Annotated in this window: 16 protein-coding genes; 11 read left to right on the top strand and 5 right to left on the bottom strand. The window is 70.6% G+C overall.

Translation table 11 applies throughout. The annotated features are described in order from the left end of the window. Positions 1 to 111 precede the first annotated feature (111 nt). The 8 genes from ACP26O_RS13355 to ACP26O_RS13320 all read left to right on the top strand — a co-directional run bounded on the left by ACP26O_RS13355 (position 112) and on the right by ACP26O_RS13320 (position 8,492). Positions 112 to 888: an L-iditol 2-dehydrogenase gene (locus tag ACP26O_RS13355; RefSeq protein WP_012364583.1), complete on the top strand. Its 777-nt coding sequence runs from the start codon at positions 112 to 114 to the stop codon at positions 886 to 888. Positions 889 to 960: 72 nt separating this feature from the next. Continuing rightward, complete coding sequence (locus tag ACP26O_RS13350; protein ID WP_175665474.1) at positions 961 to 1,917, top strand: sugar kinase; 957 nt, start codon at positions 961 to 963, stop codon at positions 1,915 to 1,917. Further along, on the top strand, positions 1,905 to 3,263 hold the full coding sequence (locus ACP26O_RS13345; RefSeq protein WP_175660335.1) for a D-tagatose-bisphosphate aldolase, class II, non-catalytic subunit: 1,359 nt from the start codon (positions 1,905 to 1,907) through the stop codon (positions 3,261 to 3,263). The genes ACP26O_RS13350 and ACP26O_RS13345 overlap by 13 nt, the downstream gene beginning before the upstream one ends. 111 nt (positions 3,264 to 3,374) lie before the next feature. Then, positions 3,375 to 4,700 (top strand): ABC transporter substrate-binding protein, encoded by a 1,326-nt coding sequence (locus ACP26O_RS13340; protein ID WP_011657786.1) that lies wholly within the window; start codon positions 3,375 to 3,377, stop codon positions 4,698 to 4,700. Between the two features lie 102 nt (positions 4,701 to 4,802). Further along, on the top strand, positions 4,803 to 5,750 hold the full coding sequence (locus ACP26O_RS13335) for a carbohydrate ABC transporter permease (RefSeq protein WP_006759345.1): 948 nt from the start codon (positions 4,803 to 4,805) through the stop codon (positions 5,748 to 5,750). Then, positions 5,747 to 6,598 carry a carbohydrate ABC transporter permease gene (locus ACP26O_RS13330; protein WP_175665440.1) on the top strand — a complete coding sequence of 284 codons (852 nt, stop codon included), beginning with the start codon at positions 5,747 to 5,749 and terminating at the stop codon, positions 6,596 to 6,598. The genes ACP26O_RS13335 and ACP26O_RS13330 overlap by 4 nt, the downstream gene beginning before the upstream one ends. Beyond that, the gene (locus ACP26O_RS13325; RefSeq protein ID WP_175665441.1) at positions 6,595 to 7,308 is read left to right on the top strand and encodes an HAD family hydrolase; all 714 of its coding nucleotides are present in this window, start codon (positions 6,595 to 6,597) and stop codon (positions 7,306 to 7,308) included. Before ACP26O_RS13330 ends, ACP26O_RS13325 begins: the two co-directional genes overlap by 4 nt. A 74-nt stretch (positions 7,309 to 7,382) precedes the next feature. Next, positions 7,383 to 8,492, top strand: a complete 1,110-nt coding sequence (locus tag ACP26O_RS13320) for an ABC transporter ATP-binding protein (RefSeq protein WP_175665442.1) — start codon at positions 7,383 to 7,385, stop codon at positions 8,490 to 8,492. Positions 8,493 to 8,505: 13 nt separating this feature from the next. Here ACP26O_RS13320 and ACP26O_RS13315 read toward each other — a convergent pair whose 3' ends face one another. Further along, complete coding sequence (locus ACP26O_RS13315; protein WP_175660331.1) at positions 8,506 to 9,390, bottom strand: LysR family transcriptional regulator; 885 nt, start codon at positions 9,388 to 9,390, stop codon at positions 8,506 to 8,508. A gap of 113 nt (positions 9,391 to 9,503) precedes the next feature. On the opposite strand from ACP26O_RS13315, the gene ACP26O_RS13310 reads away from it, so the two are divergent. Both ACP26O_RS13310 and ACP26O_RS13305 read left to right on the top strand, forming a co-directional pair. Further along, positions 9,504 to 10,700 (top strand): serine hydrolase domain-containing protein, encoded by a 1,197-nt coding sequence (locus ACP26O_RS13310; protein WP_175656375.1) that lies wholly within the window; start codon positions 9,504 to 9,506, stop codon positions 10,698 to 10,700. Continuing rightward, positions 10,697 to 11,923: an MFS transporter gene (locus ACP26O_RS13305; RefSeq protein ID WP_175665443.1), complete on the top strand. Its 1,227-nt coding sequence runs from the start codon at positions 10,697 to 10,699 to the stop codon at positions 11,921 to 11,923. The genes ACP26O_RS13310 and ACP26O_RS13305 overlap by 4 nt, the downstream gene beginning before the upstream one ends. Positions 11,924 to 11,936: 13 nt before the next feature. Here the strand turns inward: ACP26O_RS13305 and ACP26O_RS13300 are convergent, their stop codons facing one another. The 4 genes from ACP26O_RS13300 to ACP26O_RS13285 form a co-directional block, all read right to left on the bottom strand. Next, complete coding sequence (locus tag ACP26O_RS13300) at positions 11,937 to 12,893, bottom strand: sugar-binding transcriptional regulator (protein WP_041491260.1); 957 nt, start codon at positions 12,891 to 12,893, stop codon at positions 11,937 to 11,939. Between the two features lie 112 nt (positions 12,894 to 13,005). Next, complete coding sequence (gene xylB, locus ACP26O_RS13295) at positions 13,006 to 14,487, bottom strand: xylulokinase (RefSeq protein ID WP_126228406.1); 1,482 nt, start codon at positions 14,485 to 14,487, stop codon at positions 13,006 to 13,008. 135 nt (positions 14,488 to 14,622) lie between these two features. Continuing rightward, a complete protein-coding gene (gene dalD, locus ACP26O_RS13290; protein WP_175665444.1) occupies positions 14,623 to 16,017 on the bottom strand; it encodes a D-arabinitol 4-dehydrogenase in 1,395 nt (464 codons plus the stop codon). 175 nt (positions 16,018 to 16,192) lie between these two features. After that, on the bottom strand, positions 16,193 to 17,104 hold the full coding sequence (locus tag ACP26O_RS13285; protein WP_175665445.1) for a LysR family transcriptional regulator: 912 nt from the start codon (positions 17,102 to 17,104) through the stop codon (positions 16,193 to 16,195). Positions 17,105 to 17,203: 99 nt separating this feature from the next. Between ACP26O_RS13285 and mdlC the strand changes: the two genes are divergently transcribed. Further along, complete coding sequence (gene mdlC, locus ACP26O_RS13280) at positions 17,204 to 18,811, top strand: benzoylformate decarboxylase (protein ID WP_175665446.1); 1,608 nt, start codon at positions 17,204 to 17,206, stop codon at positions 18,809 to 18,811. Positions 18,812 to 18,825 lie beyond the last annotated feature (14 nt).

Raw genomic sequence — 18,825 nt, 5'->3', positions numbered from 1 at the left:
CAGCGCGAATCGCGTATCCGATCATTCGATCACTAACAGAGCAATTGATCGGTCAGCGAGCGTTCGCTCACCTCGCGACCTTCGAGCAGCAGAACGAACCGGAGACAACCAGTGAGACTGGAACAGAAGGTCGCGATCCTGACGGGCGCGGCAAGCGGCATCGGCGAGGCGGTCGCACAACGCTATCTGGACGAAGGCGCGCGCTGCGTGCTGGTCGACGTGAAGCCGGCGAGCGGTTCGCTCGCACGGCTGATCGAGGCGAGCCCCGGCCGCGCGGTGGCCGTTACCGCGGACGTCACGCGCCGCGACGACATCGAGCGGATCGTCGCCACCGCGGTCGAGCGCTTCGGCGGCGTCGACATCCTGTTCAACAACGCGGCGCTGTTCGACATGCGCCCGCTCCTCGACGAATCCTGGGACGTGTTCGACCGGCTGTTCGCGGTCAACGTGAAAGGGCTGTTCTTCCTGATGCAGGCCGTGGCGCAGCGGATGGTCGAGCAGGGCCGCGGCGGCAAGATCGTCAACATGTCGTCGCAGGCAGGGCGTCGCGGCGAGGCGCTCGTTTCGCACTACTGCGCGACCAAGGCCGCGGTGATCAGCTACACGCAGTCGGCCGCGCTCGCGCTCGCGCCGCACCGGATCAACGTGAACGGCATCGCGCCGGGCGTGGTCGACACGCCGATGTGGGAGCAGGTCGATGCGCTGTTCGCGCGCTACGAGCATCGCCCGCCCGGCGAGAAGAAGCGGCTCGTCGGCGAGGCCGTGCCGCTCGGCCGGATGGGCGTGCCGGGCGACCTGACGGGCGCCGCGCTGTTCCTCGCGTCGGCCGACGCCGACTACATCACCGCCCAGACGCTGAACGTCGACGGCGGCAACTGGATGAGCTGACTTGACGATGCTCGCACGCGCAACTCAGGCGGGGTCGCTAAACGCGGCCGCCGCCGCACGAGGGCCCGCATGATGGCCGAGATCGTGGTCGCCGGCGAACTGCTGGCCGAATTCGTCGCCGCCGAGCGCGGCCAGGGTTTCGACACGCCGGGTTTGTTCGCGGGCCCGTTTCCGAGCGGCGCGCCGGCGATCTTCGCCGACCAGGCCGCGCGGCTCGGCGCGCGCGTCGCGTATGCGGGCTGCGTCGGCCGCGATGCGTTCGGCGACGCGATCGTCGCGCGGCTCGAGCGCGACGGCGTCGACGTCGCGCGCATCCGCCGCGTCGCACGCCCGACCGGCACCGCGTTCGTCGCGTATCGCGACGACGGCTCGCGCAGCTTCGTCTTCAGCCTGTCCACCAGCGCGGCCGCGTGCGTCGACGCATCCGACGTCGACACCGCGATATTCGACGGCTGCCGCTACTTCCACGTGATGGGCTCGTCGCTGACGAGCGAATCGGCGATCGCGGCGGTGCAGCGCGGCGTGATCGAAGCGGCGCGCGTCGGCGCGAAGGTGTCGTTCGACCCGAACGTTCGGCCGGAGATGTTGAGCTTCCGGCCGATGCGCGCGGCACTCGACGCGATGCTCGCCGCGTGTCACCTGTTCCTGCCGAGCGAGGCCGACCTGCCGTTCTTCTGCGGGCCGCAGCCGGCCGAGCGTGCGATCGCCGGGCTGCTCGCGACGCATCCGCTGCTCGAGCGCGTCGTGCTCAAGCGCGGCGCGGCCGGCAGCGCCGCATTCGATCGTGCGAGCCGCGTCGACGCGCCGGCCTGGCCGGTCGACGAACTCGATCCGACCGGCGCCGGCGACTGCTTCGGCGGCACGCTGGTCGCGAGCCTCGTCGCGGGCATGCCGATCGACGTCGCGCTGCGCCGCGCGAATGCGGCCGGGGCGATCGCCGTCACGCGGCGCGGTCCGATGGAGGGCAACAGCAGCGCGGCCGAGATCGATGGCTTCCTGACCGAACGAGGTGTCGCATGTCCGGCCTGACCTCCACCGCCGAACGCCCGCGCCACGCGCACGCCGACGCCGTGCTGCGGATGATCTTCGACGCGAATCGCGCGGATGCGCAGCGCGGCATCTATTCGATCTGCAGCGCGCACCGGCTCGTGCTGGAAGCCGCGTGCGAAGCCGCGCGTGCGGACGGCTCGCCGCTCCTGATCGAGGCGACCTGCAACCAGGTGAACCATCTCGGCGGCTATACGGGCATGACGCCGGCCGATTTCCGGCGCGACGTCGATGCGATCGCGCAGCGCTGCGGGCTTGCGCCGTCGGCGCTCGTGCTCGGCGGCGACCACCTCGGCCCGAACCCGTGGCGGCACCGCCGCGCGGCCGACGCGATGCGCGAAGCGGCCGCGATGGTCGCCGCGTATGTCGAAGCCGGGTTCGAGAAGATCCACCTCGATGCGAGCATGGCGTGCGCGGACGATCCGCCGCGGCTCGACGACCGGACGATCGCCGCGCGCGCGGCCGAGCTGTGCCGCGCGGCCGAAGACGCGGCGGCGCGTGCCGGCGTCGCGCCCGTCTACGTGATCGGCACCGAAGTGCCGACGCCGGGCGGCGAAGTGGCCGGCGATGCCGATGGCGATGGCGATGCGATCGCGCGGATCGCGGTCACCCGCAGCGACAGCATCGCCGCGACGCTCGATGCGCACCGCCGCGCATTCGCGGCGGCGGGGCTCGACGATGCGTGGACCCGCGTGGTCGCGATCGTCGCGCAGCCGGGCGTCGACTTCGACGATCGCCACGTGCTCGACTACGACAGCGCGAAGGCCGCGTCGCTCGGCGCGAGCATCCTGCGCACGCCGCGCCTCGTGTTCGAAGCGCATTCGACCGACTACCAGACAGAAGACGCGCTCGCCGCGCTCGTGCGCGACCACTTCGCGGTGCTGAAGGTCGGCCCCGCGCTGACCTTCGCGCTGCGCGAGGCGCTGTTCGCGCTCACCTTCATCGAGGACGCGCTGATCGGCGACGTCGCGCAGCGCTCGCGCCTGCGCGACGTGGTCGACGCCGCGATGCGCGCGCAGCCCGAGCACTGGGCGCCGTACTACCGCGGCGACGAAACCGAGCAGCGGCTCGCGCGCCAGTTCAGCTACAGCGACCGGATCCGCTACTACTGGCTGCAGCCGGCCGTCGCGGCGGCGGTCGAGCAGCTGTTCGACAACCTCGCGCGGCAGCCGGTGCCGGAGACGCTCGTCGCGCAGTGGCTGCCTGACGTGTACGCGGCGTGCCGCGCGGGCGGCCTCGCGAAGGAACCGCGCGCGTGGGTGCGCCACCGGATCCGCGAGGTGATCGCGCACTATGCGCGCGCGTGCGGCATGCAGCGGCCGGCGTAACGGGCGAGAAGGGAACGCAGCAACGCGACACACGCAATACGTAATCAGTAATACGCACGCAACACAATACGCAACACCGACGACAGTTCGAACAATCACAGGAGACATGCCATGCAACGAAAGATGCTCGATGCCGCCGCACGCTGCTTCGCCGGAGCCGCGCTCGCGACGGCCGCGTGCGCGGCGTCCGCCGGCACGCTGACGATCGCGACGCTGAACAACCCGGACATGATCGAGTTGAAGAAGCTGTCGCCGGCGTTCGAAAAGGCGAACCCCGACATCAAGCTGAACTGGGTGATCCTCGAGGAGAACGTGCTGCGCCAGCGCGCGACCACCGACATCACGACCGGCAGCGGCCAGTTCGACGTGATGGCGATCGGCACCTACGAGACGCCGCAGTGGGGCAAGCGCGGCTGGCTCGCGCCGATGACGGGGCTGCCCGCCGACTACGACCTGAACGACATCGTGAAGACCGCGCGCGACAGCCTGTCGTACAACGGCCAGCTGTACGCGCTGCCGTTCTATGTCGAGAGCTCGATGACGTTCTACCGCAAGGACCTGTTCGCGGCGAAGGGGCTCAAGATGCCCGACCAGCCGACCTACGACCAGATCGCCGAATTCGCGGACAAGCTCACCGACAAGGCGAAGGGCACCTACGGGATCTGCCTGCGCGGCAAGGCCGGGTGGGGCGAGAACATGGCGTACGTGTCGACGGTCGTGAACACGTTCGGCGGGCGCTGGTTCGACGAGAACTGGAACGCGCAGCTGACGTCACCGGAATGGAAGAAGGCGATCGGCTTCTACGTGAACCTGCTGAAGAAGGACGGCCCGCCGGGAGCGAGCTCGAACGGCTTCAACGAGAACCTGACGCTGACCGCATCGGGCAAGTGCGCGATGTGGATCGACGCGACGGTCGCGGCGGGGATGCTCTATAACAAACAGCAGTCGCAGGTCGCCGACAAGATCGGTTTCGCGGCCGCGCCTGTGGCCGCCACGCCGAAGGGCTCGCATTGGCTGTGGGCGTGGGCGCTGGCCGTGCCGAAGACATCGAAGCAGCAGGACGCCGCGCGCAAGTTCATCGCGTGGGCGACGTCGAAGCAGTACATCGAGATGGCCGGCAAGGACGAAGGCTGGGCATCGGTGCCGCCGGGCACGCGCACGTCGACCTACCAGCGTCCCGAGTACAAGGCCGCCGCGCCGTTCTCGGATTTCGTGCTGAAGGCAATCGAGACGGCCGATCCGAACGATCCGTCGCTGAAGAAGGTGCCGTACACGGGCGTGCAGTACGTCGGGATTCCTGAATTCCAGTCGTTCGGCACGGTGGTCGGCCAGGCGATCGCGGGGGCGGTCGCCGGCCAGACGACGGTCGACCAGGCGCTCGCCGCCGGGCAGGCCGCCGCCGACCGCGCGGTCCGGCAGGCCGGCTACAAGAAGTAACGCGGCCCACACCGTGCGCGCCGCCGCGCACGGTGCACGTGGCCGAAGCACCAACGCGGGCCGGCCGTTCGCGCCCGCGCCTCAACCGGAGGGACTCCGATCATGCGTCATTTGCGTCTTCCCCTGAGCCACGCGCCGTCGGTCGGCGATGCGTCGTCGCCGCCGGGCGCGCCGCGCCGCGCGCGCGGCGGCCCGAGCTGGCTCGTGTCGCCGTCCGTCGCCGTGCTGCTGCTGTGGATGTCGATTCCGCTCGCGATGACGATCTGGTATTCGTTCTCGCGCTACAACCTGCTGAACCCGGACGTGAAGGGCTTCGCCGGGCTCGACAACTACCGCTTCCTCGCGACCGATCCGTCGTTCCTGCCCGCGATCTGGCACACGCTCGTGCTGATCGGCGCGGTGCTCGCGATCACGGTGGTCGGCGGCGTGCTGATGGCCGTGCTGTTCGACCGCAAGTTCTACGGGCAGGGCATCGCGCGGCTGCTCGCGATCGCGCCGTTCTTCGTGATGCCGACGGTCGCCGCGCTGATCTGGAAGAACATGATCCTGCATCCGGTGTACGGGCTCGTCGCGAACGCGATGCGCGCGCTCGGGATGACGCCGGTCGACTGGTTCGCCGATTATCCGCTCACCGCCGTGATCATGATCGTCGCGTGGCAGTGGCTGCCGTTCGCGTTCCTGATCCTGTTCACCGCGATCCAGTCGCTCGACCAGGAGCAGAAGGAAGCCGCCCGCATCGACGGCGCGGGCCCGATCGCGATGTTCTTCTACATCACGCTGCCGCACCTGAAGCGCGCGATCGCCGTGGTCGTGATGATGGAGACGATCTTCCTGCTGTCGATCTTCGCGGAGATCTACACGACGACGGGCGGCGGCCCGGGCAATGCGACGACCAACCTGTCGTACCTGATCTACGCGCTCGGCCTGCAGCAGTTCGACGTCGGCCTCGCGTCCGCGGGCGGGATCATCGCCGTCGTGGTCGCGAACGTCGTGTCGTTCTTCCTGGTGCGGATGCTCGCGCGCAACCTGAAGGGGGAGTACGAGAAATGAGCGACCTGACTCTGGAAGGCCGGCGCGCGCCGGCCGCATTCGACCTCGTGCGGCGCGCGCTGCCCGGCGCGCTGGCATGGCTGATCGCGCTGCTGCTGTTCTTCCCGATCTTCTGGATGGCGATCACCGCGTTCAAGACCGAGCAGCAGGCCTATGCGTCGACGCTGTTCTTCGTGCCGACGTTCGACAGCTTCCGCGAGGTGTTCGCGCGCAGCAACTACTTCGGCTTCGCGTGGAACTCGGTGCTGATCTCGGCGGGCGTCACGGTGATCTCGCTGCTGCTCGCGGTGCCGGCGGCCTACGCGATGGCGTTCTTCCCGAACCGCCGCACGCAGAAGGTGCTGCTGTGGATGCTGTCGACCAAGATGATGCCGTCGGTCGGCGTGCTCGTGCCGATCTACCTGCTGTGGAAGAACGCGGGGCTGCTCGATACCGTGTCGGGCCTCGTGATCGTGTACACGCTGATCAACCTGCCGATCGCGGTATGGATGACCTTCACGTACTTCAACGAGATTCCGAAGGACATCCTCGAAGCGGGGCGCATCGACGGCGCGTCGACGTGGCAGGAGATCGTCTACCTGCTGATGCCGATGGCGCTGCCGGGCCTCGCGTCCACGGCGCTGCTGCTCGTGATCCTGTCGTGGAACGAGGCGTTCTGGAGCATCAACCTGTCGAGCTCGAACGCCGCGCCGCTTACCGTGTTCATCGCGTCGTACTCGAGCCCCGAGGGCTTGTTCTGGGCGAAGCTGTCCGCGGCGTCCCTGCTCGCGGTCGCGCCGATCCTGATCGTCGGCTGGCTGTCGCAGAAGCAGCTCGTGCGCGGGCTCACGTTCGGGGCGGTCAAATGACGGCGGCCGGCGAAGGCGTGGTCGGCCACGGGTTGAACGTGCTGATCTGCGATTGCGACGGCGTGCTGATCGACAGCGAGGCCGTCGCCGCCGACGTGATCGTGCGCGAGCTCGACGCGCGCTGGCCGGGCGTCGACGCGCGGCCGGCGGTGATGCCGCTGCTGGGGCTGCGCATCGAGCGCGTGCTGGCGGGCGCGAGCGAGGCGGTCGGCCGCACGCTGTCGGCCGACGACGTCGACGCGATCCGCCGCGCGGTCGAGGCGGCGGCCGTCAACGCGCCGGTGGTCGACGGCATCGAGGCGGCGCTCGCGGCGATCAGCCTGCCGACAGCGTGCGCGAGCAACAGCTACCGCGCGTATGTCGAGACGGCGCTCGCGCGCACCGGCCTCGCGCGCTTCTTCGGCGACCGGCTGTTCTGCGCGGACGCCGTCGCACGGCCGAAGCCCGCGCCCGACGTGTATCTCGCGGCCGCGCGCGCGCTCGGCGCGGTGCCCGCGCAATGCCTCGTCGTCGAGGACAGCGTGACGGGCATCACCGCGGCCGCCGCGGCCGGCATGACCGTGCTCGGCTTCGTCGGCGGCGGGCATGCGTCGGCCGCGCAAGTCGACGCGCTGCGCGGGATCGGCGCGCGTCACGTATTCGACGACATGCACGAGCTGCCCGGCTACGTCGCGCGCTGGCAGGCGACGGGCGCGGTGCTGCCGGGCTAGCTCAACAGACCCTCACCACGAACGATTGCGCGCCGCGTCGAACGCGGCGCATCACGAACGAACGGAGACAGACCATGGCAAGCGTGCTCCTGCGCAACATCGCGAAACGCTACGACGACACCGAAGTGCTGCGCAACGTGAACCTCGACATCGCCGACGGCGAATTTGTCGTGTTCGTCGGCCCGAGCGGCTGCGGCAAATCCACGCTGATGCGGATGATCGCTGGGCTCGAGGACATCTCGAGCGGCGAGCTGCTGATCGACGGCGCGAAGGTCAACGACGTGCCGAGCGCGAAGCGCGGCATCGCGATGGTGTTCCAGTCATATGCGCTGTATCCGCACATGACGCTGTACGACAACATGGCGTTCGGCTTGAAGCTCGCCGGCGCGAAGAAGCCCGAGATCGACCAGGCGGTGAAGCAGGCCGCGAAGATCCTGCACATCGATCACCTGCTCGAGCGCAAGCCGAAGCAGCTGTCGGGCGGCCAGCGGCAGCGCGTCGCGATCGGCCGTGCGATCACGCGCAAGCCGAAGGTGTTCCTGTTCGACGAGCCGTTGTCGAACCTCGATGCGGCGCTGCGCGTGAAGATGCGGCTGGAATTCGCGCGGCTGCACGACGAGCTGAAGACGACGATGATCTACGTGACGCACGACCAGGTCGAGGCGATGACGCTCGCCGACAAGATCGTCGTGCTGTCGGGCGGCGCGGTGCAGCAGGTCGGCACGCCGAACACGCTGTATCACGCGCCGGCGAACCAATTCGTCGCGGGCTTCATCGGCTCGCCGAAGATGAACTTCCTGAAGGGCACGGTCGAGTCGGCCGATGCGACCGGCGTGCTGGTGCGCTTCGACAGCGGCGAGACGCAGCGCGTGGCGGTCGATGCGGCGGGGCTGCAGCCCGGCGCGGCCGTGACCGTCGGCGTGCGGCCCGAGCATCTGCTGGTGGGCGCGGCGGGCACCGGTGTCGCCGTGCGGACGATGGCCGTCGAATCGCTCGGCGATGCCGCGTATCTGTATGCGGAGTCGGCGGTCGCGCCGGACGGGTTGATCGCGCGGATTCCGCCGCTCGACACGTACCGCACCGGCGAGGCGCTGCACGTGCATGCGCAGCCCGAGCATTGCCACCTGTTCGACGAGCAGGGTCAGGCGTTCCGGCGGCTGAGCGCGCACGCGAAGGCGGCGTAACGGCTTGCGCCGGTTACAGGCGCAAGTGCTCGGCCATGTGGTCGACGAATGCACGCAGCTTCGGCGTCGGATGGCGGCCTGATGGCCACAGCACGTAGAACGGCGTGCGGCTCACGATGTGTTCGGCGAGTACCGCACGCAGCGTGCCGTCGTCGAGCGCGTCGCGCACGAAGAATTCGGGCAGGCACGCGATGCCGAGCCCGCGCCGCGCGAAGCACAGACGCGTCTCCGCGCTGTTACTGACCATCGAGACCGGCACCGCCGGTGGCGTGCCCGAGCGCGACGCGCGCAGCGGCCAGATCTCGAGCTTGCCGCTGCTCGGGAAGCGGTAGTGCAGGCAGCGGTGCCGTGCGAGATCGGTCGGCGTGCGCGGCGTGCCGTGCCGTTCGAGATAGTCGGGCGACGCGACGAGGTGCTGGCGAAAATGGCCGAGCAGCCGCGACGACAGCCGCGAATCCGTCGGCTGGCCGGTGCGCAGCACCGCGTCGAAGCCTTCTTCGACGACGTCGACCAGGCGGTCGCTGAAATCGATGTCGAGTTCGATCTCCGGATACGCTGCCATGAAATCGGCGAGCAGCGGCAGCAGCAGCGTGCCGATCGTCGGCAGGCTCACGCGCAGGCGCCCGCGCGGCGCTTCGGCGCTGTGCGTCAGCTCCTGCTCGGCCGCGTCGATCTCGGCGATCACGCGCCGGCATCGCTCCAGGAAACGCGTGCCTTCCGCGGTCAGCGTGATGCTGCGCGTGCTGCGGTGAAACAGCCGCACGTTCAGCCGGGCCTCGAGCCGCGCGATGCGCTTGCCGATCGCGGACGCCGACAGCCCGAGCGCGCGGCCGGCCGCGACGAAACTGCGCGTTTCCGCGACCTGGACGAACACGACGAAGCCGCCAAGATTTTCCATGCAGGTTCCCGATTGCGGACATCGATGTCCGGAGTGTCCGGAACTCTAACCCGGTTTTTCTTCTTGCGCCGGCTCCCTACGATGGGCGTTCCTTCACTGTTCGAGGTCACGCCATGTCATCCCTGCCTGTCACCGCCCACCGCGCAGAACCGGACGCCGCGCTGCCCGAGCGCCTCGACGCGGTGCTCGATCGCACGCTGGCCGACGCGCGCGTGGTCGGCGCGGTCGTGCTGGTCGCCCGCGACGGCGAACTGCGCTATGCGCGCGCGGCCGGCCTCGCCGATCGCGAGGCCGGCACGCCGATGCGGGAGGACACGCTGTTCCGGCTCGCGTCGGTGTCGAAGCCAATCGTGACGGCCGCCGCGATGCGGCTGGTCGCGGCGGGACGCATCGAACTCGACGAGCCGATCGCGCACTGGTTGCCCGCGTTCCGGCCGACGCTGCGTGACGGCACGCCCACCGACATCACGTTGCGTCATCTGCTGTCGCATACGGCCGGGCTCGGCTACCGCTTCCTCGAAGCCGACGCCGACGGCCCGTATGCGCGTGCCGGCGTGTCCGACGGGATGGATCGCGCGGACCTGTCGCTCGCGGAGAACGTGCGGCGCATCGCCGGCGTGCCGCTGCGGTTCGCGCCCGGCACGTCGTGGGACTACTCGCTCGCGATCGACGTGGTCGGCGCGCTGATCGAGGCGGTCGACGGCCGGCCGCTCGGCGAGGCCGTGGCCGCACTCGTCACGACGCCGCTCGGGATGACGGACACCGCGTTCTTCTCGCACGACGCCGCACGCTTCGCGACGCCGTACGTCAGTACGCCGGTCGCGCCGCGCCGGATGGCCGACGACGATCTCGCGCCGGTGTACGACGGCACGGTCGGCATCCGCTTCGCACCGGCGCGCGCGTTCGACGCGGCCGCGTGGCCGTCGGGCGGCGCGGGGATGGTCGGCACCGCACGCGACTGCCTGACGCTGCTCGATACGTTGCGCACCGGCCGCGACGGCTGGCTCGAACGCCGCTGGATCGACGAGATGTCCCGCGTGCAGCCGGGGGCGAACGACTTGCCGGACGCGCCGGGATTCGGCTTCGGACTCGGCTTTTCGGTGCTGCGCGATCCGGCGGCCGCGCAGTCGCCGGAGTCGGTCGGCACGTGGCGCTGGGGCGGTGCGTACGGGCATGCGTGGTTCGTCGACCGCGCGGCCGGGCTGACGGTCGTCGCGCTGACCAATACGTTGTACGAAGGGATGCACGGGCGTGTCGTCACCGACGTGCGCGATGCGGTGTACGGTGTCGACGACCGGGGCGCGGCATGAGTGAGTGCGTATCCGTCTCCGACCGGGTTGCGGACCGCGCGTCCGACCCGTCCGCGCCGGTGCGCGAACGCCTGCCGGTCGCGAACCTGCTGGCGCTCGCCACCGCCGGTTTCATCACGATCCTCACCGAGGCGCTGCCGGCCGGCCTGCTGCCGTTGATGAGCGTCGACCTGCGCGTGACCGAGGCGCTGATCGGCCAGCTCGTGACCGTCTATGCGCTCGGCTCGATCGTCGCCGCGATTCCACTCGTCGCCGCGACGCGCGCGATGCGCCGGCGCCGGCTGCTGCTCGCGGCGCTGGCCGGGTTCGTCGTGTCGAATGCGTTGACGGCCGCGTCGCCGTACTACGCGCTCGCGCTCGCCGCGCGCTTCGTCGCGGGCATGTCGGCCGGGCTGCTGTGGGCGCTGCTGGCCGGCTATGCGAGCCGGATGGTCGACGCATCGCTGCGCGGCCGGGCGATCGCGGTCGCGATGCTCGGCGCGCCGGTCGCGATGTCGATCGGCATTCCGGCCGGCACCGCGCTCGGCGCGATGTTCGGCTGGCGTATTGCGTTCGCGGGCATCACGGTCGCGGCGCTCGCGCTGATCGGCTGGATCCGGCTGCGCGTGCCCGACTATCCCGGGCAGCCGGCCGGCGCGCGCGAGCCCGTGCTCGGCGTGCTCGCGCTGCCCGGCGTGCGGCCGGTGCTGGTCGTGATGTTCGCGTACGTGCTCGCGCACAACATGCTGTACACCTACGTCGCGCCGTTCCTCGCGGGCGTGCGGATGGGCGCGCAGGTCGATGCGGTGCTGTTCGTGTTCGGCGTCGCGTCGCTGGTCGGCATCGCGTTGACGGGCGCATGGATCGGCGCCGCGCAGCGGCGGCTGACGCTCGCGAGCATCGCGCTGTTCGCGCTTGCGGCGGCGATGCTCGGCGCCGGGTCCGGGATGGCGATCGTCTATGCAGGCGTCGCGCTGTGGGGGCTCGCGTTCGGCGGCGCGCCGACGCTGTTCCAGACGGCCACCGCGAACGCGGCGGGCGATGCGGCCGATGTCGCGCAGTCGATGCTCGTGACGGTGTGGAACCTCGCGATCGCGGGCGGCGGCATCGTGGGCGGGATGCTGCTCGGCGCGACGGGCGCGGGGGTGATTCCGTGGGTGCTCGTCGCGCTGCTGGCGGCGGCGTGGCTCGGGGCGTGGCGCGCGCGCCGGCATGCGTTTCCGGCGCCGCGCGCGGCCGCGTGAGCGTTCCGCGCCGTCAGGCCGCCTTCGCCTCCAGCGCCGCGCGCGCGCAGGTCTCGTCGGTGACGAGCCCCGACAGCCAGCCGCCGCGCAGCGCGGCGATCACCGCGTCGCGCTTCTTCGGGCCGCCCGCGAACGCGATCGTCGGACGTTTCGGCGGCGCGTCGAGCGCGACGCTCGTCACGCGCGCGCTCGTCGACACGTCGACCAGCCTGCCCCGCGCATCGATCGGCACGCCGAGCAGCTCGGCCACCGCGCCGAGCGCGGTCATCTCGTCGCGTTCCTGTTCGGTGATGAAGCCGTCCTCGTAGAGCGGGCAGTGCGGGCCGATGTTGCCGATCCCGACGAACGCGACGTCGGCCTGCGCCGACAGCGCATCGACGATCCGGTACAGACGGTGATTGCACCATTGCGCGCGCTCGGCGTCGCTGTCGGCGAACAGCGGCGCGGGCAGCAGGAAGTGCTTGCCGCCCGTTTTCTCGGAGATGTACTGCGCGACGTCGTAGCGGTTCGACGAGCCGTCGGCCGCGATCGCGCCGACCATCGACACGAGCCGGTGCTGCGGCCGCTCGATCTGCGCGATCTGCGCGACCGCCGCCTTCAGCGTGCGGCCGCTGCTGACCGCGATCACCATCGGCCGCGTTTCGTTCAGGTAACGCTCCATCACCTGCGCGCCGGCGACCGCGAGCTTGCGGTCGATCGCTTCGGGTGCGTCGGCATCGACCGGCACGACTTCGCACATCGCGAGCCCGTAGCGTTTCGACAGTTGCGCGCCGAGATCGAGACAGTCGGCGAGCTGGTGATCGACGCGCACGCGGATCAGGTTCTTCTCGACCGCGAACGCGACGAGGCGCTGCGCGACCGGGCGCGACACCTGCAGCTTCTCGGCGATTTCATTCTGCGTGTCGCCCGCGACGTAGTAGAGCCACGCGGCGCGTGTGGCGAGATCGAGTTTTTCTGAGGACTTGGACACGATAGCGGTTCGGTTTGGATCTGGGGGCCGCCCCGCGGGCCGGCCGTCAGGCGGCGCCGACGGCATCCACTGTAACGCATGCCGGGCGCGCGGCCGACGGCCGCTGCGGCGCTTACGCGAGCCGCGCGCGCGACGGTTCGTAAAGCGGGCGCACGTGGCGATACAGCGCGCGGAACGCGTCGAGGCGCTCGCGCAGCTGCGCATGGCGCGCGGCGTCGGGCGTGTATTCGGCGCGCACCGGCGGCTTGGTCAGCACCACCTGCGGATCGCCGCCGACGGCGAGCCAGCCCAGCCGCGCCGCACCGAGCGCCGCACCGGTTTCGCCGCCGCCGTGCTGGCGCGTGTGCACGTTCAGCGCATCGGCGATCAGCTGCGCCCAGAACGCGCTGCGCGCACCGCCCCCGATCAGCGACAGTCGGTCGGTTTCGACGCCGGCCGTGTGCAGCGCGTCGAGGCCGTCCGCGAGGCCGAGCGTCACGCCTTCGAGCACCGCGTAGCCGAGATGCGCGCGTTCGGTCGCGTGCGTCATCCCGAAGAACACGCCCTGCGCATAGGGATCGTTGTGCGGCGTGCGTTCGCCGGACAGGTAGGGCAGGAACAGCGGCGCGGTGGCGAGCGCGTCCGCGTCGAGCGCCTCGATTTCGGCGAGCAGCGCCGGCTCGTCGGTGCCGGTCAGCTTGCAGACCCAGCGCAGGCAGCTCGCAGCCGACAGCACGACGCTCATCAGCTGCCAGCGATCGGGAATCGCGTGACAGAACGCATGCACGGCCGATGCGGGATTCGGCATGAAGCGGTCGCCGACCACGCTCAGCACGCCCGACGTGCCGAGCGACACGAAGCCGTCGCCCGCGTGGATCGCGCCGATGCCGAGCGCGCTCGTCGCGTTGTCGCCGCCGCCGCCCGCCACCACGACGGCCTCCGACAACCCGAGCTCGCGCGCGACGTCCGCGCGCAGCGTGCCGGACGGCGCGTTGCCTTCGACGATGCGCGGCATCTGCTCGCGCGTCATGTCGCACGCGGCGAGCAGCGCGTCGGACCAGTCGCGGCGCGCGACGTCGAGCCACAGCGTGCCGGCCGCGTCGGACGGGTCGGACACCTTCGCGCCGGTGAGCCGGAAGCGCAGGTAGTCCTTCGGCATCAGCACGCACGCGGTCGCGGCGAACACGTCGGGTTCGTGCTTCGCGACCCACAGCAGTTTCGGCGCGGTGAAGCCGGGCATCGCGAGGTTGCCGGCCAGCGCGTGCAGATCGGGTGCGCGTTCGGTGAGCAGCGCGCATTCGTCGGCGCTGCGCATGTCGTTCCACAGGATCGCGGGGCGCAGCACGCGGTCGTCGCGGCCGAGCAGCACCGCGCCGTGCATCTGGCCCGACAGGCCGATCCCGCGCACCTGCGCGAACGCTTGAGGGTGCCGTTCGCGCAGCGCCGCGAGCGCGGCGAGCGTGCCTTGCCACCAGTCGTCCGGATGCTGTTCAGCCCAGCGCGGGTGCGGCCGCGACACGCCGAACGGCGTGCCCGCGGTGCCGACCACGGTGCCGTCCGGGGCCAGCAGCAGCACCTTCACTTCCGAGGTGCCGAGGTCGATGCCGAGATACATGAGCGATCCGTTCCGTCAGTGAGGAGCCGCTACTTTAGCCGCACGCACGCGCGCATGCCAACGCAGGTTCGCCCGGACGCGTGGGCGCTGGCGAGCGCCGGCCGCCGGGAGAGGGCCGGAGGGCCGCGCCGCGCCTCAGCGCTGCGCGAGCCACGCGTCGACGCGCGCGAGCCCGGCGCGCAGCGCGTCGAACAGCGCGGCGTTGCCGGCGAGCGAGCCCCACAGCGCGCGGCTTGCGCACAGCGCGACGACCGGATCGTCCGCTTCGACGATCGCCCGCGCGGTGCCGTCATCCATCACGCCGTCCTGGTACGCATACGGCAACAGCCCGCGCGCCCAGCGTTCGAGAAAACGCAGGAACAGCGCCGGCAGCACCGCGGTGGCGACCGGCGCCGCGCCGCGCGCGAACGATTCGACGAGGGTCGGCGCGATGAAGCCGGGAATCTTCGAGAAGCCGTCGGCCGCGACGCGCTGGTTCGTGTCGAGCACGTACGGGTTGCCGAAGCGTTCGAGCACGACGTCGCGATAGCGTTCGAGGTCGAGCGGGCTCGGACTGAGGCACGGGATCACGTCCTGCGTCACGTAGTCGTGCGCGAAGCGGCGGATCGCCGCGTCGTGCGTGCCCTCGTGGATGTACATGTGGCCCGCGAGCGTGCCGGCCCACGCGATGCAGCTGTGCGTCGCGTTGAGGATGCGGATCTTCGCTTCCTCGTACGGGTGCACGTCGTCGACCAGTTCCGCGCCGGCCAGCTCCCAGCGCGGCCGGCCGGCCGCGAAGCGGTCCTCGATCACCCACTGGATGAACGATTCGCCCATCACCGGGCACGCGTCGTCGACGCCGGTGGCCGCGCGCACGCGTTCGCGCACGTCGTCGGTCGGGCGCGGCGTGATGCGGTCGACCATCGCGCTCGGCGTCGCGACGTTCGCATCGAACCACGCGAGCAGGCCGGCCTCGCCGCGCCGTTCGAGGAATTCGCGCATGCCCGCGCGAAAGCGCGCGCCGTTGTTGCGCAGGTTGTCGCAGCTCTGCAGCGTGAGCGGCCCCGCGCCGCGCGCGACGCGTTCGGCGAGCAGCGCCGCGAGCGCGCCGTACAGCGTCGTGCGCGCGCCCTGCAGGTCGGCCGCGAGATCGGCGTTCGCGATATCGAGCCGGTTGTGTTCGTCGAGGTAGTAGCCGCCTTCGGTGACGGTGAACGACACGATGCGGCACGCCGGGTCGGCGCCGGCGTCGATCAGCGCGGCGAGGTCGATCGACCACGGCAGCACGCGCGAGATCGCGCGGATCGTCTCGTATGCGCGCTCGCCTTGCGGCGTGACGGTCTCGAGCGTGTACGCGCCGTGCTGCGCGGCGAGCGCGTCCATCGTCGCGCGCATGTCGTCGCGGATGTTGCCGACGGTCAGCGACCAGCGCTCGCCGGCCGGCACGGCCGCATTCACGCGATGCAGATACCACGCCTGGTGCGCGCGGTGGAACGAGCCTGCGCCGATGTGCAGCAGCACGGGCGTGCGGGCGGAGGGCGATTCGGTCATCCGGTGTCTCCTGTCGCGATCGGATCCCGGTCGGCCTGGCTGCAGCACCCGCGATCCGCGTCGTCGAATACGATCATTTGCTCGTCATGTGAGCGAATGATCGTATTCGGGCGAACGAAAGTCAAGGCGGCGGCGCGGCATTTCGATGGTGCGCTGCGGGGCGGGAGGGCGGGTGTCAGCGCGCGTCGCGTGTCAGCGCGACGAGTTCGTCGAGCAGCTTGCCGGCCGGCCCCGGCAGGATCCCGTGGCGGCGGCGAAACGCGGTGAGCGTGCGCACCGCGACCACTTCGCGCACCGGCAGCGTGTCGATCGTGCCGGCGCGCTGTTCGGCGCCGTACATCGGTTCGGCCATCCAGCTCAGGAAGCCCGCGTGCGCGACGAGACTCTTCAGCGTCGTGACCGAGCGCGTCTCGACCGCGATGTCGGGTAGCGCGAGCCCGTGCGCGTCGAAGGTCGCGCGCATGTGGTCGAACGGCGCGGTGCCGCGCGGCGGAATCGCCCAGCGCGCGTGCAGCGTGTCGGCGAGCGTCGGCGCGCGTCCGAGCGCGCGCAGCGGATGGTGCGGCGCCGCAACGATATGGCTGCGATCCTCCCAGCGGCACTCCGGAATCGCGACGATTTCGTCGGTGTCGGGCCCGTGCGCGGACAGCGCCAGATCGATCTCGTGCTTGTTCAGGCCATCCGCGAGCCGGTCCCACACGCCTTCGAGAATCTCGACGCGCAGGTTTGGCCAGCGGTCGAGCACGCGGCCGACCGCGACCGGCAGCACGAGGCTCGCGATGCTGCCCACCGTGCCGACCTTGATCGTGCCTTTCGCGAACCCGCGCATCGCATCGAGCTCCTCGCGCGCGTGCTCGGCCTCGTGCTGCAGCAGCGTCGCGTGCGGCAGCAGTGCCTCGCCGAACGCGGTCAGGTGCACGCCTTTCGAGTGACGCTCGAACAGCGGCGCGCCGACCTGATCCTCGAGCCGCTTCAGGATGCGGCTCAGCGCCGGCTGGGTCACATGCAGCGCGTCGGCCGCGCGGCCCAGGCTGCCGCACGTGACGATGGTCGTGAAAGCACGCAATTGCCGGAGATCGAAAGTCATGCCGAATCGTAATGGCTTTTCTCAGAAAATACAGTATCCGAGAATGACTCCCGCTTCGATACTGTGGAAACCGCCAAGCCACCGAGGAGACGCCCGAGCATGTCCGGCACCCCGTCCCAATCCGCCGCCCCGATCACCGTCCGCGACGCGGTCATCGACCTGTTTCGACAGTTCGGCATCGATCGCGTGTTCGGCAACCCCGGCTCGACCGAGCTGCCGATGTTCCGCGATTTCCCCGCCGATTTCCGCTACGTGCTCGGCCTGCAGGAGGCCGTCGTGGTCGGGATGGCGGACGGTCATGCGCAGGCCACCGGTAATGCGGCGGTGGTCAATCTGCATTCGGCGGCCGGTGTCGGCAACGCGATGGGCAACCTGTTCACCGCGTTCCGGAACCGCACGCCGCTGATCGTCACCGCCGGCCAGCAGGCACGCGCGATCCTGCCGTTCGATCCGTTCCTCGGCGCGACCCAGGCCGCCGAGATGCCGAAGCCGTACGTGAAATGGAGCATCGAGCCCGCGCGTGCGCAGGACGTGCCGGCCGCGATCGCGCGCGCCTATCGGATCGCGATGCAGGAGCCGCGCGGGCCGGTGTTCGTGTCGATCCCGGTGGACGACTGGGACCAGCCGGCCGAGCTGCTGCCGCGCCGCGACGTGAGCAGCGTCGTGCGGCCCGATCCCGACGCGCTCGCGCGGCTCGGCGACGCGCTCGATGCCGCGCGGCGCCCGGCGCTCGTGGTCGGCGCGGCCGTCGATCGGGCCGGTGCGTGGGACGACGTCGTGCGGCTCGCCGAGCGGCACCGCGCAAGCGTGTACGTCGCGCCGATGTCGGGGCGCTGCAGCTTTCCCGAGGACCATCCGCTGTTCGCCGGCTTCCTGCCCGCGATCCGCGAGAAGATCGTCGCGCGGCTCGACGGGCACGATCTCGTGTTCGCGTTCGGCGCGCCCGCGTTCACCTATCACGTCGAAGGCTTCGGCCCGCATGTGCCGCCGGGCGCCACGCTCGTGCAGCTCGTCGACGATCCGGGCGTCGCCGCGTGGACGCCGTCGGGCGACGCGGTCGTCGGCAACCTGCGGCTCGCGGCGCGCGACCTGCTGGCCAGGCCGGCGCCGCCCGAGCGGCCGATGCCCGCGCCGCGGCCGCCGCGGCCGCGCGCCGACGCGCCGGCCGCCGGCGAGCGGATGTCGGTGGCGTTCGCGCTGCAGACGCTCGCCGAGCTGCGCGACGCGCACGACATCGTCGTCGAGGAAGCGCCGAGCGCGCGGCCGGTGATGCAGACGCATCTGCCGTTCACGCGCAGCGGCACGTTCTACACGATGGACAGCGGCGGCCTCGGCTACGGGATGCCGGCCGCGGTCGGCGTCGCGCTCGCGCAGCCGGGGCGGCGCGTGATCGGGCTGATCGGCGACGGATCGAGCCTCTATTCGGTCCAGGCATTGTGGAGCGCCGCGCAGCAGAAGCTGCCGATCACGTTCGTGATCCTGAACAATCGCCGCTACGCGGCGCTGCAGGACTTCGCGTCCGTGTTCGGTTTCGGTCCCGACGATCCGGTGCAGGGCACCGATCTGCCCGACCTGGATTTCGTCGCGCTCGCGCAAGGGATGGGATGCCGCGGCATCCGCGTCACCGATGCCGCACGCCTGCGCGACACGCTGACGGATGCGCTGCGGGCCGGTACGCCCGTCGTCGTCGACGTCGAGGTTGCCTGACGCGCAGCGCGCGT

Origin of the sequence: Burkholderia sp. R-40 (genome assembly GCF_049942845.1) — a bacterium.
In the GTDB taxonomy this organism is placed as follows: domain Bacteria; phylum Pseudomonadota; class Gammaproteobacteria; order Burkholderiales; family Burkholderiaceae; genus Burkholderia; species Burkholderia ambifaria.
The sequence above is the reverse complement of the archived record's forward strand: the minus strand, read 5'-3'. Positions and strand labels throughout refer to the sequence as shown.